An 18,171-nucleotide genomic window follows, 5' to 3' on the forward strand; every position below is an offset into this window, starting at 1 on the left:
GTCACGCCGGGCGGGGGCGGTGGGTGTGCCGGGGCGGGCGACGCCGCGGGGTGTTCAGCTGCCGTCGAACTGCTTTCCCAGGGCGAGCGCGTCGGGCAGTCCGACGGTGCCGAAGAAGTCCTGTAGCCCGGGCAGGCCCTGGACGGCCTCCTCGGGTGTGCCCACGCGCCGGATGTCGTCGAGGACGCCGGTCACCGCGCGGGTCGCGGCGAGCAGGTTGGACAGCGGGAAGATGACGAGCCGGTAGCCGAGGGCGGTGAGCCGCTCCAGGCCGATGGGCGGCGTCTTGCCGCCCTCCGCCCAGTTGAACAGCAGCGGCACGTCGGACAGCGCCAAGGAGGCCGCCTCGATCTCGCCCTCGCTCTGCGGCGCCTCGATGAACAGCAGGTCGGCGCCTGCCTCGCGATAACGGCGGCCGCGGTCGAGCGCCGCCTCCAGGCCCTCGACGGCGCGGGCGTCGGTACGCGCGATGATCACGAAATCCGGGTCGGAACGGGCCTGCACGGCCGCCTCGATCTTGCCGACCATGGTCTCGACCGGGACGACCTGCTTGCCCTCCATGTGTCCGCAGCGCTTCGGCGCGACCTGGTCCTCCAGATGGATGCCGGCCACGCCGGCCGCCTCGTACTCGTGCACGGTGCGGATGACGTTGAGCGCGTTTCCGTAGCCGTCGTCGGCGTCGGCGATCACCGGGACGCCCACCGCCGAGACGATCCGACGGGCGGTGTCGACCATCTCACTCATCGTGAGCAGCCCGATGTCGGGCCGGCCCAGCAACGAGGCCGTGACCCCGAACCCGGTCATGTAGACCGCGGGGAAACCGGCCTGTTCGACCAGCAGGGCGCTCAGCGCGTCGTACGCGCCGGGCGCCAGCACCGGGCCCTCGCTCTCCGCCAGCAGCTCGCGCAGGCGCCGCGGACCGTCCGGGCGCCGGTGAAGCAGATCCGCCATGGTGACACTCCTCCGCCGCTCGCCCCACGACTACCCGTACGCGTCGCACGTGAACAGTACTCGTCAGCTTTGGTCAGCTGATCTTCGGACGTCGTGAGGCGCGGTGATCCGGGTGCGCACGACCTTCCCCCAGCCGGCTACGGTAAGTCACCGCTGCGACCCGTACGGCCCGGAGTGACCGGAGCGACCGGAGCAGCAGCAAGGAGACACCCGTGACGCCCGCACCCACCGCGATACGGCTGATCGAGACGGCCGACGCCGCCCCGCTCGCGGCCCATCTCGCCCACGACGCCGAGCAGCTGAGCCGCTGGCAGCCCGCACGCCCCGAGGGCTTCGCCACGGCCGCCCACCAGGCCGAGCGCATCGAGGGGCTGCTCGCCGGCCACGGTGCGGGCGGCGGCTGGCCCGGCGTGATCCTGGCCGGGGACACCGTCATCGGGCAGGTGACGGTGAGCACCGTGCTCCGCGGTCCCTTGCAGAAGGGCTTCCTCAGCTACTGGGTGGCCGCCGCGCACCAGGGGAGCGGGCATGCGGGCCGGGCGGTGGCGCTGGTGCTGGACGTGATGGCGGGCGAGCTCGGCCTGTGGCGGGCCGAGGCGCACACCCGGACGGAGAACCTCGCCTCCCACCGCGTCCTGAAGAACAACGGGTTCTCCGCCTGGGGCATCGCCCACCGGCACATCTTCCTGAACGGCCAGTGGCACGACGAGATCTTCTGGGAGAAGACGCTGCGGGAAGGGGCGCCGCCGCAGTGACCCGCGGCCTCACTGGAGCCGGAGCCGGAGCCTGAGCCGGAGCCGTACGGCGGTCGGGGCTGCCGGGGCTGCTGGGGCGGCCGGGGCGGCCGCACGTGCGCGGGGCGTCTCACGGGAGCAGCCGTCGCTCCTTGACGGCGGCGACCGCCGCGGCCCGGTTCTCCACGCCCAGCTTCCCGTAGATCCGCCCCAGGTGGGTCTTGACGGTGGCTTCGCTGATGAACAGGGCGCGGGCGATCTCGCGGTTGCCCAGGCCGCGGGCGAGCTGCGTGAGGATGTCCCGCTCGCGGTCGGTCAGCGCGGGGCGGGGGCTGCGCAGCTGTGCCATCACCCGCTCGGCGACCGGTGCCGACAGCGCGGTGCGGCCCGTCGCCGCGTTCCGGATCGCCGTGAACAGCTCGTCCGGGGGGTCCGCCTTCAGGAGGTAGCCGGTGGCGCCGGCCTCGATGGCGCGGGCGATGTCGGCGTCGCTGTCGAACATGGTGAGCACCAGGACGCGCGGACCCGGAGCGTCCGGGGAGGCCGGGGAGCCCGAGGCGCCGTCACCGCCCGGGTCGTGCGGCACCGTCAGTCGTCGGATGGCGCTCACCCCGTCCATGCCCTCGCCCAGTTGGAGATCCATCAGGACGACGTCGGGACGCAGGTGCGCCGTCATCGCGAGTGCCTCCTCGCCGCCGCCCGCCTCGCCGACCACCTCGATGCCGTCCGCGCTGGCCAGCAGGGCACGCAGCCCGGCGCGCACCACCGCGTGGTCGTCGCAGAGCAGTACCCGGATCGGCCCGCCGGCTGCCGGACCGGCGGCCGGACCGACGGCCGGGCGGGTCACGAGGCGGCTCCGTGGCGCCCGTGGCCGGGGGAGCGGCCGGATGCGCCGGAGCGCACACCGTCCTCCGTGACGTCCGGTACCCGGTGCCGTGTGCCGGCGTGCACCTGTCCGGGCGCCGCGTCCCGCGTGCCGTCGTCCTCGGAGCGTTCCCCGTCGCGTGCCTCGTCCCGCACCCCGTCCCGTACGTCGATCCGCACGTCGGCTGGTGCGCCGGCGGTCAGCGGGATCGCGGCGGAGACGACGGTGCCCTCGCCCGGCGTGGACTCCACCGTCAGGGTGCCACCGAGCTGGCGGGCCCGTACCCGCATGGCGGGCAGGCCGTGGCCGCGGTCCCGTGCCGTGCCGCGTGCGGGCGGTGCGTCCGGGTCGAAGCCGCGGCCGTTGTCGGCGACGTCCAGGCAGAGCTGGTCGCCGAGGAAGGTCAGGGTCAGCGCCGCCCGGGTCGCCGCCGCATGCTCACGGACATTGGCCAGCGCGCCCTGCGCGATGCGCAACAGCGCCGTCTCGACCCGCTCCGGCAGCGGACCGCCGGCCGCTTCGGAGGCGTGTCGCGGCTCCGGCGCGGCCTGCTCCCGCGGGCCGAGGACACCGTCCTGCCGGAAGGCGACCCGTAGTCCCGGCCCGCTCTCCCGGCCGGCGAGCGCGCGCAGCGCCTCGGGCAGGCCGCGCCCGGCCAGCTCGGCGGGGGCCAGGTCGTGCACGAAGCGACGGGCCTCGGCCAGGCTGCGGGCCGCGATGCCCGCCGCCTCCTGGACGTGGGCGTGCGCCGCGTGCGGGTCCGTGTCCCACACCCGGTCGGCCGCCTGCAACAGCATCTGCTGGCTGGACAGGCCCTGCGCGAGCGTGTCGTGGATCTCCGCCGACAACCGCTGCCGCTCTGCCAGCACGCCGGCCCGCCGCTCGGTCTCGGCGAGATCCCGGCGGGTGCGCACCAGATCGTCGATGAGCAGGCGCTGCCGTGCGCCCTGGCGCCGCAGATGGACCAGGACGGCCATCGCCACCGCGGCGAGGGCCGGCGGGGCGATCACCAGGTTCGGGTTGAGCGCGCCGTCGGCGACCCGCAGCTCGGAGAGGACCACCAGCGCGGTGAGCGCGGCGGCGAGCGGCACCGCCAGCCGCGCCGGCAGGGTGTGCAGGCCGGTGAAGAACAACGGCATGGCGCACCAGGTGGCGCTCGGCGCCAGGGCGAGCAGCACGGCCCACAGGGCCACCAGCGCGGCCAGCCAGACGAGGTGACGGGAGGTCGGGCGGGCACCGGGCGCCGGCGCCGGTGCCAGCAGCCGGCCGCCGAGGTAGACCATCGCGACGAGCACGAACAGGGCGACGACCCAGCCGGCCGGCGCGTCCTGCCGGTCCCGGCTCACGAAGCGGACCAGCGAGGAGCAGAGCAGCAGCAGGAACGCGGCGTCCATGACGAGGGTCAGCCACCGCCCGTCCGGGTCGGCCGCCCTCGTCCGTGCGTCCGTGCCACCGGCACCGGCGTCCGCTCCCTCGGTCCGCGGTCCCCCGCTCGGGGGAATCCGGCCGCCCCACCCCGAAAGCGTGCCGCCGGCCCGTCCCGGCGCGTCGTACCCGGTGGGCCCCGGAGCGCGGGAGCCGGTCGCCGCGGTCACCGGGCGCCCGCTCGGCCCGGGCGCCCGCCCTGGCGCGCCCCCGCCGTTCCCGCCGGCGTCCGTCGTCCCCACGGCCGTCGCCCGCTCGGCCTCCTGGCCTTGCCGACCTGCCTCATGCCTCACCCCCGGGTGGTGTCCCAGGCCAGTCCTAACGCGCACACCAGCGCGTCGCAACATCCATTCGGCTGATACCGCCGTCCTCCGAACGGCCCGCACACCCCAACCGGTTCACCGAGCCGGATCCGCGCCGAAGCCCCGAGGCTGGCTACGGGACGGGCGGCGGTGGCCGGTGCGCCACCGATCGGCACCGCGCCCCCACCCGACCCGCGCCTCCACCCGACCCGCACACCCTCCCGACCCGCACACCCGATCACCCGCACATCCGCCCGCCCCATCCGAACGGGGAGACCACCATGGCCTCGAAGAACGTCACCGCCAACCGCGCCACCCTCGGCCACCGCGTCGCCTACGCCCTGCGCCATCCCGGACGGGTCCCGCGCCACCTGGCCCGGGCCACCCGTGACGCCTGGCTGCACCACCGCGCGTCGGACCACATCGCCTACTACCGCGCGGTGATGCGCCACGACACCCGCGCCGACCCGGACGCCGCGGTCGGCAGCCGCAACCGGGAGCGCTGGCTGGCGCTCGGCGCGATGCAGTTCGACTACCTGCTCGGGCACGGCCTGCGTCCCGAGCACCGGATGCTGGAGATCGGGTGCGGCAACCTGCGGGCCGGCTGGCGGTTCATCAGGCACCTGGACCCCGGCCACTACTACGGCGTCGACATCTCGCCCGACATCCTCATGGCCGCCCAGGACACGCTGGTGGAGATGGGGCTCCAGCAGCGGCTCCCGGTGCTCACCCCGGTACGGGACCTGACGCTGCGGTTCCTTCCCGACGCGCACTTCGACGTGGTCCACGCGCACAGCGTGTTCTCGCACTCGCCGCTCACCGTCATCGACGAGTGCCTGGCGCACGTCGGACGGGTGCTGGCGCCGGGCGGCTGGTTCGACTTCACCTTCGACCGCACCGAGGGCGAGGAACACCATGTCCTGCGCGAGGACTTCTACTACCGTACCGAGACGCTCCTGGCACTGGCAGAGAAGCACGGTCTGACGGCACGCTTCATGACCGACTGGGAGCAACTGCCGCACGGCCAGTCCAAGATCCGCGTCAGCCACGGACCGGATGCCGGGCCGCCGGAGGCCGCGGCGCCGGAGGTGGCGGACGCGGGGGTGAGGGAGGCGCGCTCGCGGTGACGGACGTCGAGGGCGGGGGAGGGAAGTCCCCCGCCCCGTTCCCGTTATCCGACCGGGCCGGCTGGCCGACTGCTCATTTGTAATCGTTTTCTCCCCCTCATGTGGCGGCAAAGCGGGCACATGATCATGGTGGCCTTCAGGAACCGCCGCCCCCGTTTCCCAAGGGTCTGACAAAGGTCTTCCTGGCGCATTGACAGGAACATGTGGCCTCCGTACCTTGTGGCGCGTGAAATCGATTCCGTGACTGGCTGTCACCGGGGCTCATGCGCCATGCCCCTGCATGGCCGCCCTGTTCACGGCTCAGCACAGCGCACCGAGCGCCGGTGCCTCCTCTGCCTGACGTACCGGGCCCGGCCGCGGCCCGCGGGCTCGTCGGGCCGGGTCGGCGCCGGACGGGGCACGGCAGTCACGGAGGACGACAATGACCGGTCAGGCACCGCCGCTGCTGGCCATGCGGGACATCGGCAAGACGTTCCCCGGGGTCAGGGCGCTGAGCGGCGTGGACCTCACCGTGCACGCCGGTGAGGTGGTCGCCCTGCTCGGCGAGAACGGCGCCGGCAAGTCGACGCTGATGAACATCCTCGCCGGCGTGCACGCCGACTACGCGGGCAGCATCGAGCGGGACGGCCACGTCGTCGACATCCACTCGCCCAGGGACGCGGCGCGGCACGGCATCGCCATGATCCACCAGGAGCTGAACCTGGTGCCCGAACTGTCGGTCGCCGAGAACGTCTTCCTCGGCCGCGAGCCCACCACCGCCCGGGGCACCGTCCACCGCAGGCAGATGGAGGCCCGTACCGCGGAGCTCCTCGCCGGTCTCGGCCTGGACGTGCCGCCGCGCCGCGCGGTGAAGCACTGCCGGATCGCCGAGCAGCAGCTCATCGAGGTGGCCAAGGCGCTCAGCCTGGACGTACGGGTGCTCGTGATGGACGAGCCGACCTCGGCGCTCGCCGACGCGGAGGTACGCAGGCTGTACGCGGTGATACGCGGCCTGACCGCACGTGGCGTCGGCGTCATCTACATCTCGCACCGCCTGGAGGAGCTGGAGGAGATCGCCGACTCGGTGACGGTGCTCAGGGACGGCACCTGCACCGGGCGGCGCCCGATGTCCGGCACCAGCCGGGCCGAGCTGGTCCGTCTGATGGTGGGCCGGCCGCTGGACGAGCTGTATCCGCGCCGCTCGGCCCAGGCCGCGCAGGAACCGCCCCGGCTGACCGTGCGCGGCCTGACCCTCCCGCCGGCCGACGACCGCCCGGCCCTGCACGGTATCGACCTCAGCGTCGCGCCCGGCGAGATCGTCGGCATCGCGGGGCTGATGGGCGCGGGCCGCAGCGAGGTGCTCCAGTCGCTGTTCGGCGCGTACGGCGGGCAGGCGCGCGGCGAGTTCCTGCTGAACGGCCACCGCTACCGCCCGCGCAGCCCCGCCCATGCCATCCGGCAGGGGATCGCGCTGGTCGCCGAGGACCGCAAGGGACAGAGCCTGGTGCTCGGCAACACGGTCCGCTTCAACAGCTCGCTGGCGGCGCTCGCCCGGTTCGCCACGCCCTGGCGCACGGTGCGGCGGCGCACAGAGAAGGCCGCGGTGCGCGCCCAGATGACCTCGCTGGCGGTCCGTACGCCGAGCATGGAGACCACGGTGGGGCTGCTGTCCGGCGGCAACCAGCAGAAGGTCGTCCTCGCCAAGTGCCTGCTGACCGAGCCGGAACTGCTGCTGATGGACGAGCCCACGCGCGGTATCGACGTCGGCGCGAAGGCCCAGATCCACGCCCTGATGGACCAGCTCGCCGCGCGCGGCACCGCGATCCTCGCGGTCTCCTCCGAACTGCCCGAGCTGATCGGGATGTGCGACCGGATCCTGGTGCTCTGCGAGGGCCGGCTCACCGGGGAGTTCCACCGCGACGCCGCCCGCGGTCCGGTGGCCGAGCAGGAGGCCATCCTCACGGCGGCCATGGCCCGCCGAACGGTGGCCGACGCCCCGGACGCCCGCGCCGTCGACCCGACGGCACCCCTGCACGACGGAGCGACGGCGCCCGCCGACGACGACCCGTCGGCAACGCCCGCGCACGCCGAGCCGGACCCCGCGTCCGGCACGCACGCCGACGCCGACGCCTCGACCCCCGCACCGGGCCCGCGGCCCACCGCGCCGACCGATGATCACCCCAAGGAGGAGCCCGGCGCATGACAAGCACTCTCGATGCCGCCCCGGAGGCCGCGGGAGCGACCGCACCCGGGCGGCTACGCCGTCTGCTGCCGCTCTTCGGCTCGGTGCAGAGCTACATAGGACTGGTCCTGATCTTCGTGGTCGGGGTCACCACCAAGGGCGACATCTTCCTTAACCAGACCAACCTGACCAACGCGGTCGGCAACTTCGGCTCGCGCGGCATCCTCGCCGTCGGGGTCACCCTGGTCATCATCACCGCCGGGATCGACCTGTCGGTCGGCTCGCTCATGGGCTTCTCGTCGATGGCCGCCGCGATGCTGCTCTTCTACCACGACCTACCGGTGTGGCAGATCGTCCCGTTGTGCATGCTGATCGGCGCGGCCTTCGGCTTCGTCAACGGGGCCGGCACCTCGTGGCTGCGCATCCAGTCCTTCGTGATGACCCTGGCGATGCTCTCCATCGCCCGCGGCCTGGACCGGCAGATGTCGGACAACGCCTCGGTCGGCACCACGGTCGCCGGCCACGACGGCAAGCTGACCGCGAACTCCGCGTCCTTCGAGAGCCTCGGCACCCCCGGCCACAACGTGCTGGTCGGCATCCTCGGACCTGACGGCGTGTACTTCCCGGTCCTCGCCTTCGTGATCGTCTGCGTGGTCTTCCACCTGATGCTGTCCCGGTCCCGGTTCGGCCGGCACATCTACGCGGTCGGCGGGAATCCCACCGCGGCGCGGTTGTCCGGCATCAACGTCACGTTCGTGATCATCGCCGTGTTCACCCTGTCCGGGATGCTCGCCGGCTTCGCGGGCCCCATCGACGCCGCCTACAGCACCTCGGCCGACCCGATGGCGGGCAACGGCTACGAACTCGACGCGATCGCCGCGGCCGTCATCGGCGGGGCGAGCCTGTCGGGCGGCAAGGGCACCATCGCCGGCACCTTCGTCGGCTCGCTCATCCTCACGCTGCTCGACAACGTCCTCGGCCTCAACGCGGTCAGCGACAACTGGCAGCTGGTCATCAAGGGTTCGATCGTCGTCGTCGCCGTCGTCCTGCAGCGCCCGGACCTGGTGCGCTCGCTCGGCCGCCGCCTCACCCACCGTTCCCACCCGGCGACCGGGACCGGGCAGCAACCGCAGCCGGCAAACAAGGAGAAGAAGGCATGAAGCGCGTCATGAACAACAAGGCGTCCGCCGCTCTGGCCGGCGTGTGCCTGGTGGCCCTGCTCGCCGGCTGCGCCTCCAAGACGGAGACCGGCGACAGCGGCGGCAAGGGCAGCGGAGGGCAGTTCGTCATCGGCTACTCGCAGTCCAACAACGCCGAGCCGTACCGCCAGCAGCTCAACAAGCAGCTGGAGTACTACGTGAAGCAGCACAAGAACCTGAAGCTGCTGCCCATCACCGACGCCAAGCAGGACAACGCCACCCAGGTCAGCCAGGTGCAGAGCTTCATCCAGCAGAAGGTGGACCTGCTGATCGTCTCGCCGAACGAGCCGGCGCCGCTCACCCCGCCCGTCGAGCAGGCCTGCAAGGCCCACATCCCGGTGATCATCCTGGACCGCACGGTCAACACCGACTGCTACACCGCCTTCATCGGCGGGGACAACCTGGAGATCGGCAGGAAGGCGGGCGAGGCCGCGGTCAAGGCGCTGCCCGACGGCGGCAACGTCGGCGAACTGCGCGGCACCCTCTCCGACCAGCCGCAGATCGAGCGCGACAAGGGTTTCCGGGACGCCATCAAGGGCCACCACATCACGATCGTGGAGGCCCGCGAGGCCAAGTGGACGCGGCCCAACGCCATCAAGGTGATGAACCAGTGGCTGGCCCGCGGCACCAAGATCGACCTGGTCTACTCGCACAACGACGACATGGCCATCGGCGCGTACGGGGCGGCGGCCGGCGCGCACAAGGCGCAGAGCATCAAGTTCCTCGGCATCGACGGCCTCGCCATCCCCGACGGCGGCATCCGGGCCGTGCAGCAGGGCCACCTGCTGTCCACCTTCGTCTACCCGACGGGGGCCGAGGAGGCGGCGGACGCGGCGTACGCCCTGTCCCAGGGCAAGAAGATCGAGAAGAAGCAGACGCTGGGGACGGAGCAGGTCACCAAGTCGAACGCGGGTGATGTGTACGACCGCTACGACATGAGCGGCAAGACGGGCTGACGCCCGTCGGCCCACCTGGCGCGCCCCTGGCGGCGCTCGCGTATCCGACTCGGGGCATTAGACCTTGATGACGGTGATGCGAGAGCCGCACAGGGCGGTCAGATCCTCGGGGTCAGAGGTGAGAACCGTCGCTGGACCGGGGGCGGCGAGAGCAGTAGCGCCGAGCATGGCGTCGATGGCGTACTTGTGGCCGTGCAGGTCGGCGTCGGCGAGGAGAGCGGCGGCGTGACGGGCAATGGGCTCGGTGACCGGCTCGATGACGAGGCGGGAGAGGGTCCACTCGAGGGCCGGGCGGTTGATCCGGGGGTGGATGACTTCCACGAGGGTTGCCGCGGAAGTGATCACCCGCAGGTCGTCGGCGCGGGCGAGGGCGAGCCATCCGGTGACGGTGCGGTCGCGACGGACGGCCTTGGCCAGCCCTTCGCTGTCGAGGACCAGGGTGCCGCCGGGCGTAGCGGTGGAGGAGCGGGTCACGCGGCGTTCGCCCCGCCTTGCGTTTGCTGCTGTCGGGCCTGGTGGAGCTGGTCGCGCAGGGCCTGGATTTCTTCGTCGGTGATGGGCCCGTGCTCGGCCTCGGCGACCTGGATGAGTTCGTTGAGATTGTCCCGCTCGATCTGGCGCGCGACGGCGGCGGCAACGTAGGCAGACAGGCCCGAAGGGCCGCTGCGAGCCTTGGCGGCTTCGGCGATGTCGCGGGGCATGGTGATCGAGTACTTACCGGTAGGGTCGCCCATGCTACCTATCCTACCTGCAATCCTCCCTCTGTGGGGGTGCGCGGTATTGGCAGCGGTCCGCACACTCCACACGTGGCGCCGTATCCGCCGTGGGCCCCGCTCTTCTCTGGCTCCAGGCAATGGTGCGAAGGGAGCTTCCGCAGCGGAGGTAAATTCTCGTTCATACACCATTCCCGAGATGTGTTGACTCCTGATTCAACCGCCCGCCCCGACGGATCGTGCACAGGTGGGGGCGGGCGGCGGTCTGCGTCAGTCCTGCGTTTCGACTCCAGGCGTCAAGACAGCGACGAGTTTCACCGCCGTTCTGAGATTCACGCGTCCCAACTCGATGGGCTGGTGAGGATCCCCGACGTTGCAGTACCCCACACGCTCGATCTGCACGGACGGCAAAACGATGCCGTGGCTGCCGAGCGCCGCTTTCAGATCTGTAAGGACGCCCTCAGCCTTCCACTTGGCCTGAAGTGGGGTGGTCGGCCACCATTCGGCGGCCGTTTCCGTGTCTTCCACAGCTCTCCTAGTGTTGCTTTGCTGCGGCTACTCCTCGTCGGGAAGCCACCCGCTTCCGCCGCAGTCGCCACATGGGTACTCCCTGAGCACGTTCAGTTTCCGGATCACGTATGACTTCTGAACGTTGCTCCACTCGCGTTCCTCAGCGGGAACCAACTTGAACCGAGTTCCGCTGTTACAGGAACACTGTTTCTCGCCCATCGGGATCCTCTGGGGAGACCCCTCCCCGGGCTTACTCGCGTTGGTTTCCCGTAACGCCCGGGGCGAGGAGCCTTTGAGAACGGGCTGAAAAACGACTGGCAGTCACGCCACGTGAACTGGGCGATCGCAGCGACCACCTCAACGCGTGGGCGGCCACGTCTGGCCACCACCCCTCGGGCAGCTCCGTGCGCTTGAGCATGCTCTGTGCAAGCGCACGGGCAGCGTCCACGGCGATCACCAGCCCGTCCGGGCTTACTGACACCCGGGACAGCGCCCCGGTAGCGTCGTCCATGTCGACGAACCTCCTAGTTCACGTCGGCCACGCCCCCGGACGCTCCCTGGCAGTTGCGTCGCGGGGGTCCCTGCCGTTCTGGGGCAGGGATGCGGCTGTGCTGTTGTGGGCCCCGCTCCCTCGACATCGCGAGGCGTGGTCAGGAAGGGAGCTGGTCCCGCCCAGCACGGGTCAACCTGCGCTGGTCCTTGGCGCAGCCTCCGTGCCCCTGTGACCTGTGGTCGTGAGTGGGCGGGTGCACACAGCAAACCCGTGCACGCTCCGGAGCGGTACCGTTACAGGAGCGCAGGTTTTCAAATGCGTTCAATTCCGCTGAGCGGAGGGGGAGGTGCCGAGGTGACGAATCGTGAGCCCAACGCGTCACTAGCGCGTTTGTTCAGTGAGACCGGATGGACGCTCGATCGCTTCGCGCGCGAAGTCAACAAGATCGGTACCGAGCGGGGCACCCCCACCAGTTACAGCGCGTCAACGGCGCACGCGTGGCTCGGTGGCACGTTACCGAGGGAGAAATTCCGGCCGCTTATCCTCGAAGCGTTGTCACGTGTACTGGGGCGCCCAATCACGTTCAATGAAGCGGGGTTTCCTGACCCTGCCAGGGGGGTGAACGAAAGTGCGAGCGCTGCTGAAGGATTGATTGACCTGGGAATAAGTGACATGGACCCATCGCGACGCAGCGTCCTTGGTGCCACTCTCTTTTCGGTCGCGCTCACGGTGCCGGACTGGCAAGATGTCGTAGGTCGCATGGAAGCCGTACAGACGGGTCGTATTCGGCGTATAGGGATGCAAGATGTTGACACTGTCGTAGCCATGACTGAGCGCATCTCGGAGCTTGACGACCAATTCGGTGGACGTCACGCGCGCCCAATGGCAGCTGCATTCCTGGTGAATACAGTGGCCCCATATCTGAGCGTCGACGCTTCAGACCCCGTTCGCAAAGCCATGATGTCCGCGGCGTCGGATCTGTCGTATCTGACCGGATACATGGCTGTAGACGAAGGTTTTCACGGACTGGCTCAGCGTTATTACTTGAAAGCGCTCGAACTGGCGGGTGCATCAGAGGACCACCTGACGTATTGCACGACCCTGCGGGGAATGAGTGTGCAAGCGGTAGACCAGGGGCACGGCTCCTACGCAATGCGGCTAGCTGACGCTGCGGCTGCGGCATCGCCGCAGGCTGGACCGCGTATGCGAGCCTTTCTGGCGGGGCAGCAAGCGCATGCAAGCGCGCAAATCGGCGATCACCGCGGCGCCATGATGTATATGCAAGAAGCCGAAAAGGCCATGGATAAAGCGGAGTCGAGGCAAAAAGCTTTCGGGTCCTACGATCCCGCGTCGCTTAATTATCACATGAGTCAAGTACGTTATGAGATGGGTGATCTCGCGGGTGCCGTGAAGGCCATGCAGGAATCAGATAAATTGCGATACGACATCTATCGTCGCACGCGGGTCAAGGAACGTGCAATTCTAGCGGAGCGGCAAATCTCCATTGGTAATCTAGAGGAAGCCTGTGCGACGTGGAATTTGGCGCTCGACGATTATCCGTTTGTGCAATCCGGGCGAGTCGATAAGCGACTTGGAGAGATGTTCAAGCTGATTCGGCCCCACTTGAAGAACCAGGTCGCACGCGATCTACGCGAGCGGGCACAGGTGCTGGCCCCTGGACTTGCCTCCTAATGGCCGAATAGAGGGGCCCGTCGCGCCGTCCCACGGCGACACGGGTCCCTCTTTACACGCTGACGGTTGCAGCGAGTATGCGATCGGTGCCATGGAAGTCACACTTGCTGGGACCGCAGAGCAGGGACAGAAACCGCAGCAGATCGTGCGCCGCGGCAGCACCGGTTCGGTGCGCTACCGGCGCGCGATGATGCTCCCGGCCTCGGGCTGCGGGAACCGGGTCCCGGTCATCGCCCGGCTGGCCGAGCCCCGACGAGGACAGCGTCCGGGCTGTGCCCCGACCACGCAAGGAACGCACCCGCATCCGCAGCGAGAAAGGCATTCGCTGGGGCGGGCGCCCCCTCAAGACGGCAGCCTGAACAAATGCGGCGAACCCATGCGATCACCGCACTAGGTTGGCGAGATGAACCTCGATATTCCTGACCAGGTCCGCAAGAAGGTCATCACCGACGGGAACGAATCCTGGCTGGACGAGGTGCCGGGCGTGGTCGACTCGCTGGCCCAGGAGTGGTCTTTGGTGATCGGGTCCAGCTTCGCGGGCGGTCACGCCGCCCTGGTCGTCGAGGTGACCCTTGCTGACGGAACTCCGGCGGTCCTGAAGATCGGTGTACCAGGTCACGACGTGGGGCGGGAAGCCATGGTGCTGCGCCTGGCGAACGGAGGGGGATGCGCCAGGCTGTTGGGCGAGGACGTGGGGCGACAAGCCCTTCTTCTGGAGCGCCTTGGGGCTCCGATGTACGACATCGTCGCCGACCGCGCACGCCGCCACGACTTGCTGTGCGAAGTGGCGGTTCGCCTGTGGCGTCCGGTCGGTCCCGACATCGACCTTCCCACCGGCGCGATGCTGGCTGAGCGGTACGCCGATCGGCTGCCACGACTATGGGAGCAGGCGGGACGACCGTGTTCGCCGGCCACTGTGGCGGACGCGCTGAATTGCATGCATCGTCGTCGCCTTGCCCACGACGATCGGTCCGCGGTTCTGGTCCACGGTGACATCCACGAGATGAACGCCCTGCGGGCGAGCGACGGCAGCTACAAGCTCATCGATCCAGCCGGGCTGCGGGCCGAACCGGCGTGCGATCTCGGCACCATCGTGCGGTGCACCCCGGATCTCGGCGATGACCTCTGGGCGCGGACCGAGCAACTGGCGTCTCGCACGGGCGTGGATGCCACCGCCATCTGGGAATGGGGAACCATCCACCGAGTCTTCAGCGGCGTCTACGCGTGCAGTATTGGCTTTCAGCCCTTTGGCGATCTGCTGCTGGCCGAAGCGGACCGCCTCACGGCATAGTCGCCTGTGGGGGGACTGGCCCACTCGCCCCGCCGGCCTCCGGGCATGGACCGGACGGTGCGCACGACCGGCATGGAAGCAGGCGTCGTAGGCCAGGCCGCCAGGCCGCCATCGGCACCTTGATGCGGTCACAGCACCAGACCGCCTGCCCGATGCGATGATCGGGCCATTGCGAGGAGGGGCCCGTCCCGCCGTCCCACGGCGACACGGGCCCCTTTCGGCGCACCGCCCGTCAGGGCGTGAACGTCAGGGCGCGAACGTCAGCGCGAACAAGTGCGCGCTGCCCTCCGCGCCGGTCACCGGCAGGGTGAGGGACGCCACCGTCTTGCCGGCGTCGAGAGGGACCTGCGTGGCGAAGACGTACGCCTTCACCGGGTCCCGGCCGCCGTCCGCCGTGTTCCGGTAGGCCGTGGTGACGGCCGTGGTGTTCCCCTCGACCGGAGTGCCGCTGCCGCCGCCCAGGGTCCAGTCACTGAACGTGATCTTCTCCTTGGCCGTGCTGCCGTCGGTGTAGGTGATGGTGAGGGTGCCGGGCACGCCCTCCGCGCCGGCGTTGACCGCGGCGCCGAGCAGGCCGAGCGCCGAGCCCTTCGTGCCGTCCGGCTCGGGGATCGTCTGGCCCGCCATCGCCAGGTTGTCCGGCTGGCCCTCGGCCATGGTGGGCCAGGTGTAGGTGATCCCGTCCGCCGTGACCTTCGCGCCGCTGGTGACCCCGGCGGCCGCCAGCGCATCCTGCGAGTAGGCCCAGCCACCGTCGTCGAAGCCACCGGTGAAGGTGGCGCCGTCGGCGTACTCACCCTTGTTCGTCTCGTACGGCCACAGCTCGCCCGGCTGCGCCACGGCCACCCGCAGGGACGTGCTGCCCAGGTCCTTGCCGGTGTCGTGGTCGGTGAGCGCGAAGGCCACCGGGTAGGTGCCCTCCTTGTCGCCCGCCGTGACCGCGACCTTCGCCTGTGCGCTGCCGGAGGCGGGCACGGTGAGGGAACCCGACGCCGGCTCGACCGTCACGCCGGACGGGGCCTGCGCGGTCCAGTCGACGGTGACGGGCGAGGCGCCCAGGTTCGTCAGGGCCAGCGTGCCCTCGCCGCTGCCGCCCGGCGTCATGATCAGCCCGTCGCTGCCGGGCCCGGTCGCGGCGAGCAGCTTTCCGCCGCCGGTGGTGTCCGACGGCGGCACCGCGTCCGGTGCGGACGCCCACGAGGTGTTCGGCGTGGTGCCGAGCGTGAAGTCCAGCGAACCGGCCTTGCTGAAGTCACCGAACGTCAGCCAGGAGCGGTCCCACTGCTGGTGTCCGACGCTGAGCGACTGCACGTACGGTGCGTCGGGGGCCGCCTGCGGGGCGTCGACGGTGAGCTTGTGACCGTCCGCGAAGGTGATCTCGGCGCTCGGGAAGGCGGGGCTGCCCAGGACCAGCGTGTCCGTCCCCGGTGTCTCCGGGTAGGCGCCCAGCATCGACCAGACGTACCAGGAGCTCATCGCGCCCAGGTCGTCGTTGCCGAAGGAGCCCACCGGGGCGTTGAAGTACAGCTTCTGCTGCGCCTCGCGCACCGCCGCCTGGGTCTTCCAGGGCCGGCCCAGGTAGCTGTACTCCCAGGGGATCTCCACGCTGGGCTCGTTGCTCAGGTTGGCGTCGGTGCCGGACGGGTCGGTGATGTCGTCCAGCAGGCTGTCCAGGTAGGAGGCGTACGCGTCCGTGCCGCCGCGCGCCGTGATCAGCTCCTTGAGGTTGAACGGCACCATCGGGGTGTACTGGGCCGAGGTGCCCTCCACGAAGCCGGTCGAGGTGCCCGGCGTGAAGCCGCCGGCGAACCCGCCGTCCGCGTTCCTGGCCTGGAGGTAGCCGGACTGCGGGTTGAACACGTTCTGCCAGTCCTGGGCGCGGGTCGCGAACTTCGTGTAGAGGTCGTCCTTGCCCAGCGACTTCGCGAACGACGCCAGCGCGTAGTCGGCGCTGTCGTACTCCAGCTGCGTGGAGACCGGGCCGTAGAAGTTGCAGCAGCCGTAGTCGGTCTCGTCCAGCGGCAGATAGCCCTTGGCGTCGCGCACCGCCTCACCGGGACGGTCGTCGTTGGGCTCCGTCGCCTCGTGCACCATCGCCTCCAGGGCGTGGCCCGTGTCGAAGCCGCGGACCCCGAAGGCGTAGGCGTCGGCGATGATGGCGGCGCCCGGGTCACCGACCATGACGTAGCTCTCGCCGTTGTTCGAGGCCCACTTGGGCAGCAGCCCCGTCTGGTCGTAGCCGTTGAGCATCGAGGTGACGATGTCCCCGGTGACGTCGGGTTCCACCATCGCCATCAGCTGCGTCTGGGAGCGGTAGGTGTCCCAGCCGGAGTAGTTGGCGTACTGGGCCCGCTGGCCCTTGGCCAGCTTGTGGACCTTGTCGTCCATGCCCATGTACTGGCCGTCGACGTCGGAGAACACGTTCGGGTGCAGCAGCGCGTGGTAGAGCGCCGTGTAGAACTGCACCTGCTGGTCGTGGCTGCCGCCGCCGACCCGGATCCTGCCGAGCACGTCGTTCCAGGCCTGGTGGCTCGCCGTGCGCAGCGTGTCGAGGTTCCAGCCCTTGACCTCGGCCGTGCGGTTGGCCGTCGCGCCCGCGTCACTCGTGTACGAGATGCCGACGGCCGCCGTCACCGCCCGGTCGGTGCTGGTGTCGAAGGTCAGGTACATCCCGTTGGCGTCGGTGACCGGCGCACCGTCGTCCTTGTGCGAGCCGCCCGCGCCACCCTGCGCCGAGCCGGTGGACCGCAGCGTGCCGTGCACGGTCGGGGAGGTCCGGTCGGGCACGGTGAAGTGGCGCTCGTGCGACGGCCCGGTGCCCTGCGCCGGCCGCGTCGGGTCCGCCGGCCGGGCCCGGCCCAGCTTCAGGGCGTCGGCGCCCTGGTGAACGGTGTCGCCGGCCCAGGTGCCGGACTCGGTGAACGGGTGGTCGAACTTGATGTCGAAGTGCAGCGTGTAGGCGTTCTTCGCGCCGCAGAAGTGCCCGCTGTCGACCGAGCCGACCACCTCGCGGTCCCCGACCACGCGCACCTGGGTCCCGTCGACCTGGGTCGCCCCGCCGCTCAGCTTGAGCAGCAGGCTCGACTTCGCCCCGGCCGGGAAGGTGAACCGGCCGAGACCGGCGCGAGCGGTGTCGGTCAGCTCGGTCGTGACGCCCGCCGAGTCCTTGACCGTGTACGAGCCGATCGTGGACTGCTCGTCGGCATGGCTGAACCCGACCGAGCTGCCGGACGGGTCCGCCGGCAGCTCCCCGCTCACCGGCAGGATCGGCACGTCACCCGCGACGTTGCAGCCCGGACCCGAGACATGCGTCAGGCTGAAGCCGGAGATCTTGCTGCTGTCGTACTCGTAGCCGCCGCCCTGCGCACGGCTGGGCGTGGTGTCGGGACCCCACTGCATCATGCCGAACGGCACGTCGGGGCCGGGGAACGTGTTCACCGCGCCGGACGTCCCGATGAACGGATTGACCAGCGCGGCCGGATCCCGCACCGGCTCGGGTCCGTCGGCGGCGGCCGCGCCACCGGCCGCCTGGAGCGACAGCGCCACGACGCCCAGGACGGACAGCACGGCCCACGGCCGTCGGAATCCTCTGAAACTCGGCGCGCTCTGGCGCCCTGAACCAACCATCGTTGCCTCCGCGGTTCGTGCCTCGCACACGGCGGTGCTGGGGGGACGGCGACCGATCGGCTCCGCCGCCCCCGCGCTCCGCGGTCCGCGGTGTTGACAACGTTGCCATCGCCCGCACGGGCGAT

At 70.3% G+C, this 18,171-nt stretch carries 14 protein-coding genes and 1 pseudogene; 8 read left to right on the plus strand and 7 right to left on the minus strand.

The features are described 5' to 3' along the window. Window positions 1-54: 54 nt before the first annotated feature. Entirely contained in the window at window positions 55-951 is an 897-nt protein-coding gene (locus NQO67_RS26420; protein WP_255952775.1) for an isocitrate lyase/PEP mutase family protein, read from the minus strand. A gap of 212 nt (window positions 952-1,163) precedes the next feature. Between NQO67_RS26420 and NQO67_RS26425 the strand changes: the two genes are divergently transcribed. Next, a complete protein-coding gene (locus tag NQO67_RS26425) occupies window positions 1,164-1,706 on the plus strand; it encodes a GNAT family N-acetyltransferase (protein ID WP_255952776.1) in 543 nt (180 codons plus the stop codon). 109 nt (window positions 1,707-1,815) lie between these two features. Here NQO67_RS26425 and NQO67_RS26430 read toward each other — a convergent pair whose 3' ends face one another. Next, window positions 1,816-2,532, minus strand: coding sequence for a response regulator (locus NQO67_RS26430; protein WP_308295700.1), 717 nt, complete (start codon window positions 2,530-2,532; stop codon window positions 1,816-1,818). Further along, window positions 2,529-3,944 carry a sensor histidine kinase gene (locus NQO67_RS26435; RefSeq protein WP_255952934.1) on the minus strand — a complete coding sequence of 472 codons (1,416 nt, stop codon included), beginning with the start codon at window positions 3,942-3,944 and terminating at the stop codon, window positions 2,529-2,531. Before NQO67_RS26435 ends, NQO67_RS26430 begins: the two co-directional genes overlap by 4 nt. A 614-nt stretch (window positions 3,945-4,558) precedes the next feature. Here NQO67_RS26435 and NQO67_RS26440 point away from each other — a divergent pair. The 4 genes from NQO67_RS26440 (at window position 4,559) to NQO67_RS26455 (ending at window position 9,720) form a co-directional block, all read left to right on the plus strand. Continuing rightward, window positions 4,559-5,404, plus strand: a complete 846-nt coding sequence (locus NQO67_RS26440; protein WP_255952777.1) for a class I SAM-dependent methyltransferase — start codon at window positions 4,559-4,561, stop codon at window positions 5,402-5,404. Between the two features lie 421 nt (window positions 5,405-5,825). Continuing rightward, window positions 5,826-7,586, plus strand: coding sequence for an ATP-binding cassette domain-containing protein (locus NQO67_RS26445; RefSeq protein ID WP_255952778.1), 1,761 nt, complete (start codon window positions 5,826-5,828; stop codon window positions 7,584-7,586). Then, window positions 7,583-8,725, plus strand: a complete 1,143-nt coding sequence (locus tag NQO67_RS26450) for an ABC transporter permease (protein ID WP_255952779.1) — start codon at window positions 7,583-7,585, stop codon at window positions 8,723-8,725. The genes NQO67_RS26445 and NQO67_RS26450 overlap by 4 nt, the downstream gene beginning before the upstream one ends. Further along, complete coding sequence (locus NQO67_RS26455) at window positions 8,722-9,720, plus strand: substrate-binding domain-containing protein (protein WP_255952780.1); 999 nt, start codon at window positions 8,722-8,724, stop codon at window positions 9,718-9,720. The genes NQO67_RS26450 and NQO67_RS26455 overlap by 4 nt, the downstream gene beginning before the upstream one ends. A gap of 57 nt (window positions 9,721-9,777) precedes the next feature. On the opposite strand, the gene NQO67_RS26460 is transcribed toward NQO67_RS26455, so the two are convergent. The 3 genes from NQO67_RS26460 to NQO67_RS26470 form a co-directional block, all read right to left on the minus strand. Continuing rightward, entirely contained in the window at window positions 9,778-10,194 is a 417-nt protein-coding gene (locus NQO67_RS26460; protein WP_255952781.1) for a type II toxin-antitoxin system VapC family toxin, read from the minus strand. Further along, window positions 10,191-10,454: a CopG family transcriptional regulator gene (locus NQO67_RS26465; RefSeq protein WP_255952782.1), complete on the minus strand. Its 264-nt coding sequence runs from the start codon at window positions 10,452-10,454 to the stop codon at window positions 10,191-10,193. Before NQO67_RS26465 ends, NQO67_RS26460 begins: the two co-directional genes overlap by 4 nt. A gap of 249 nt (window positions 10,455-10,703) precedes the next feature. Then, window positions 10,704-10,961, minus strand: a complete 258-nt coding sequence (locus NQO67_RS26470; RefSeq protein ID WP_255952783.1) for a hypothetical protein — start codon at window positions 10,959-10,961, stop codon at window positions 10,704-10,706. An 829-nt stretch (window positions 10,962-11,790) separates the two neighbouring features. Here NQO67_RS26470 and NQO67_RS26475 point away from each other — a divergent pair. The 3 genes and pseudogenes from NQO67_RS26475 (at window position 11,791) to NQO67_RS26485 (ending at window position 14,419) form a co-directional block, all read left to right on the plus strand. Continuing rightward, window positions 11,791-13,128, plus strand: a complete 1,338-nt coding sequence (locus NQO67_RS26475) for an NsdA family TPR-like regulatory protein (protein ID WP_255952784.1) — start codon at window positions 11,791-11,793, stop codon at window positions 13,126-13,128. A 91-nt stretch (window positions 13,129-13,219) separates the two neighbouring features. Further along, window positions 13,220-13,403, plus strand: a pseudogene (locus NQO67_RS44355) (hypothetical protein); the annotation flags it as partial. 128 nt (window positions 13,404-13,531) lie between these two features. Next, window positions 13,532-14,419: an aminoglycoside phosphotransferase family protein gene (locus NQO67_RS26485; protein ID WP_255952785.1), complete on the plus strand. Its 888-nt coding sequence runs from the start codon at window positions 13,532-13,534 to the stop codon at window positions 14,417-14,419. A 246-nt stretch (window positions 14,420-14,665) separates the two neighbouring features. Here NQO67_RS26485 and NQO67_RS26490 read toward each other — a convergent pair whose 3' ends face one another. Beyond that, a complete protein-coding gene (locus NQO67_RS26490) occupies window positions 14,666-17,986 on the minus strand; it encodes a lectin (RefSeq protein WP_255952786.1) in 3,321 nt (1,106 codons plus the stop codon). Between the last annotated feature and the right edge of the window lie 185 nt (window positions 17,987-18,171).

It is taken from the genome of Streptomyces odontomachi (assembly GCF_024435355.1).
GTDB classification, from domain to species: domain Bacteria; phylum Actinomycetota; class Actinomycetes; order Streptomycetales; family Streptomycetaceae; genus Streptomyces; species Streptomyces odontomachi.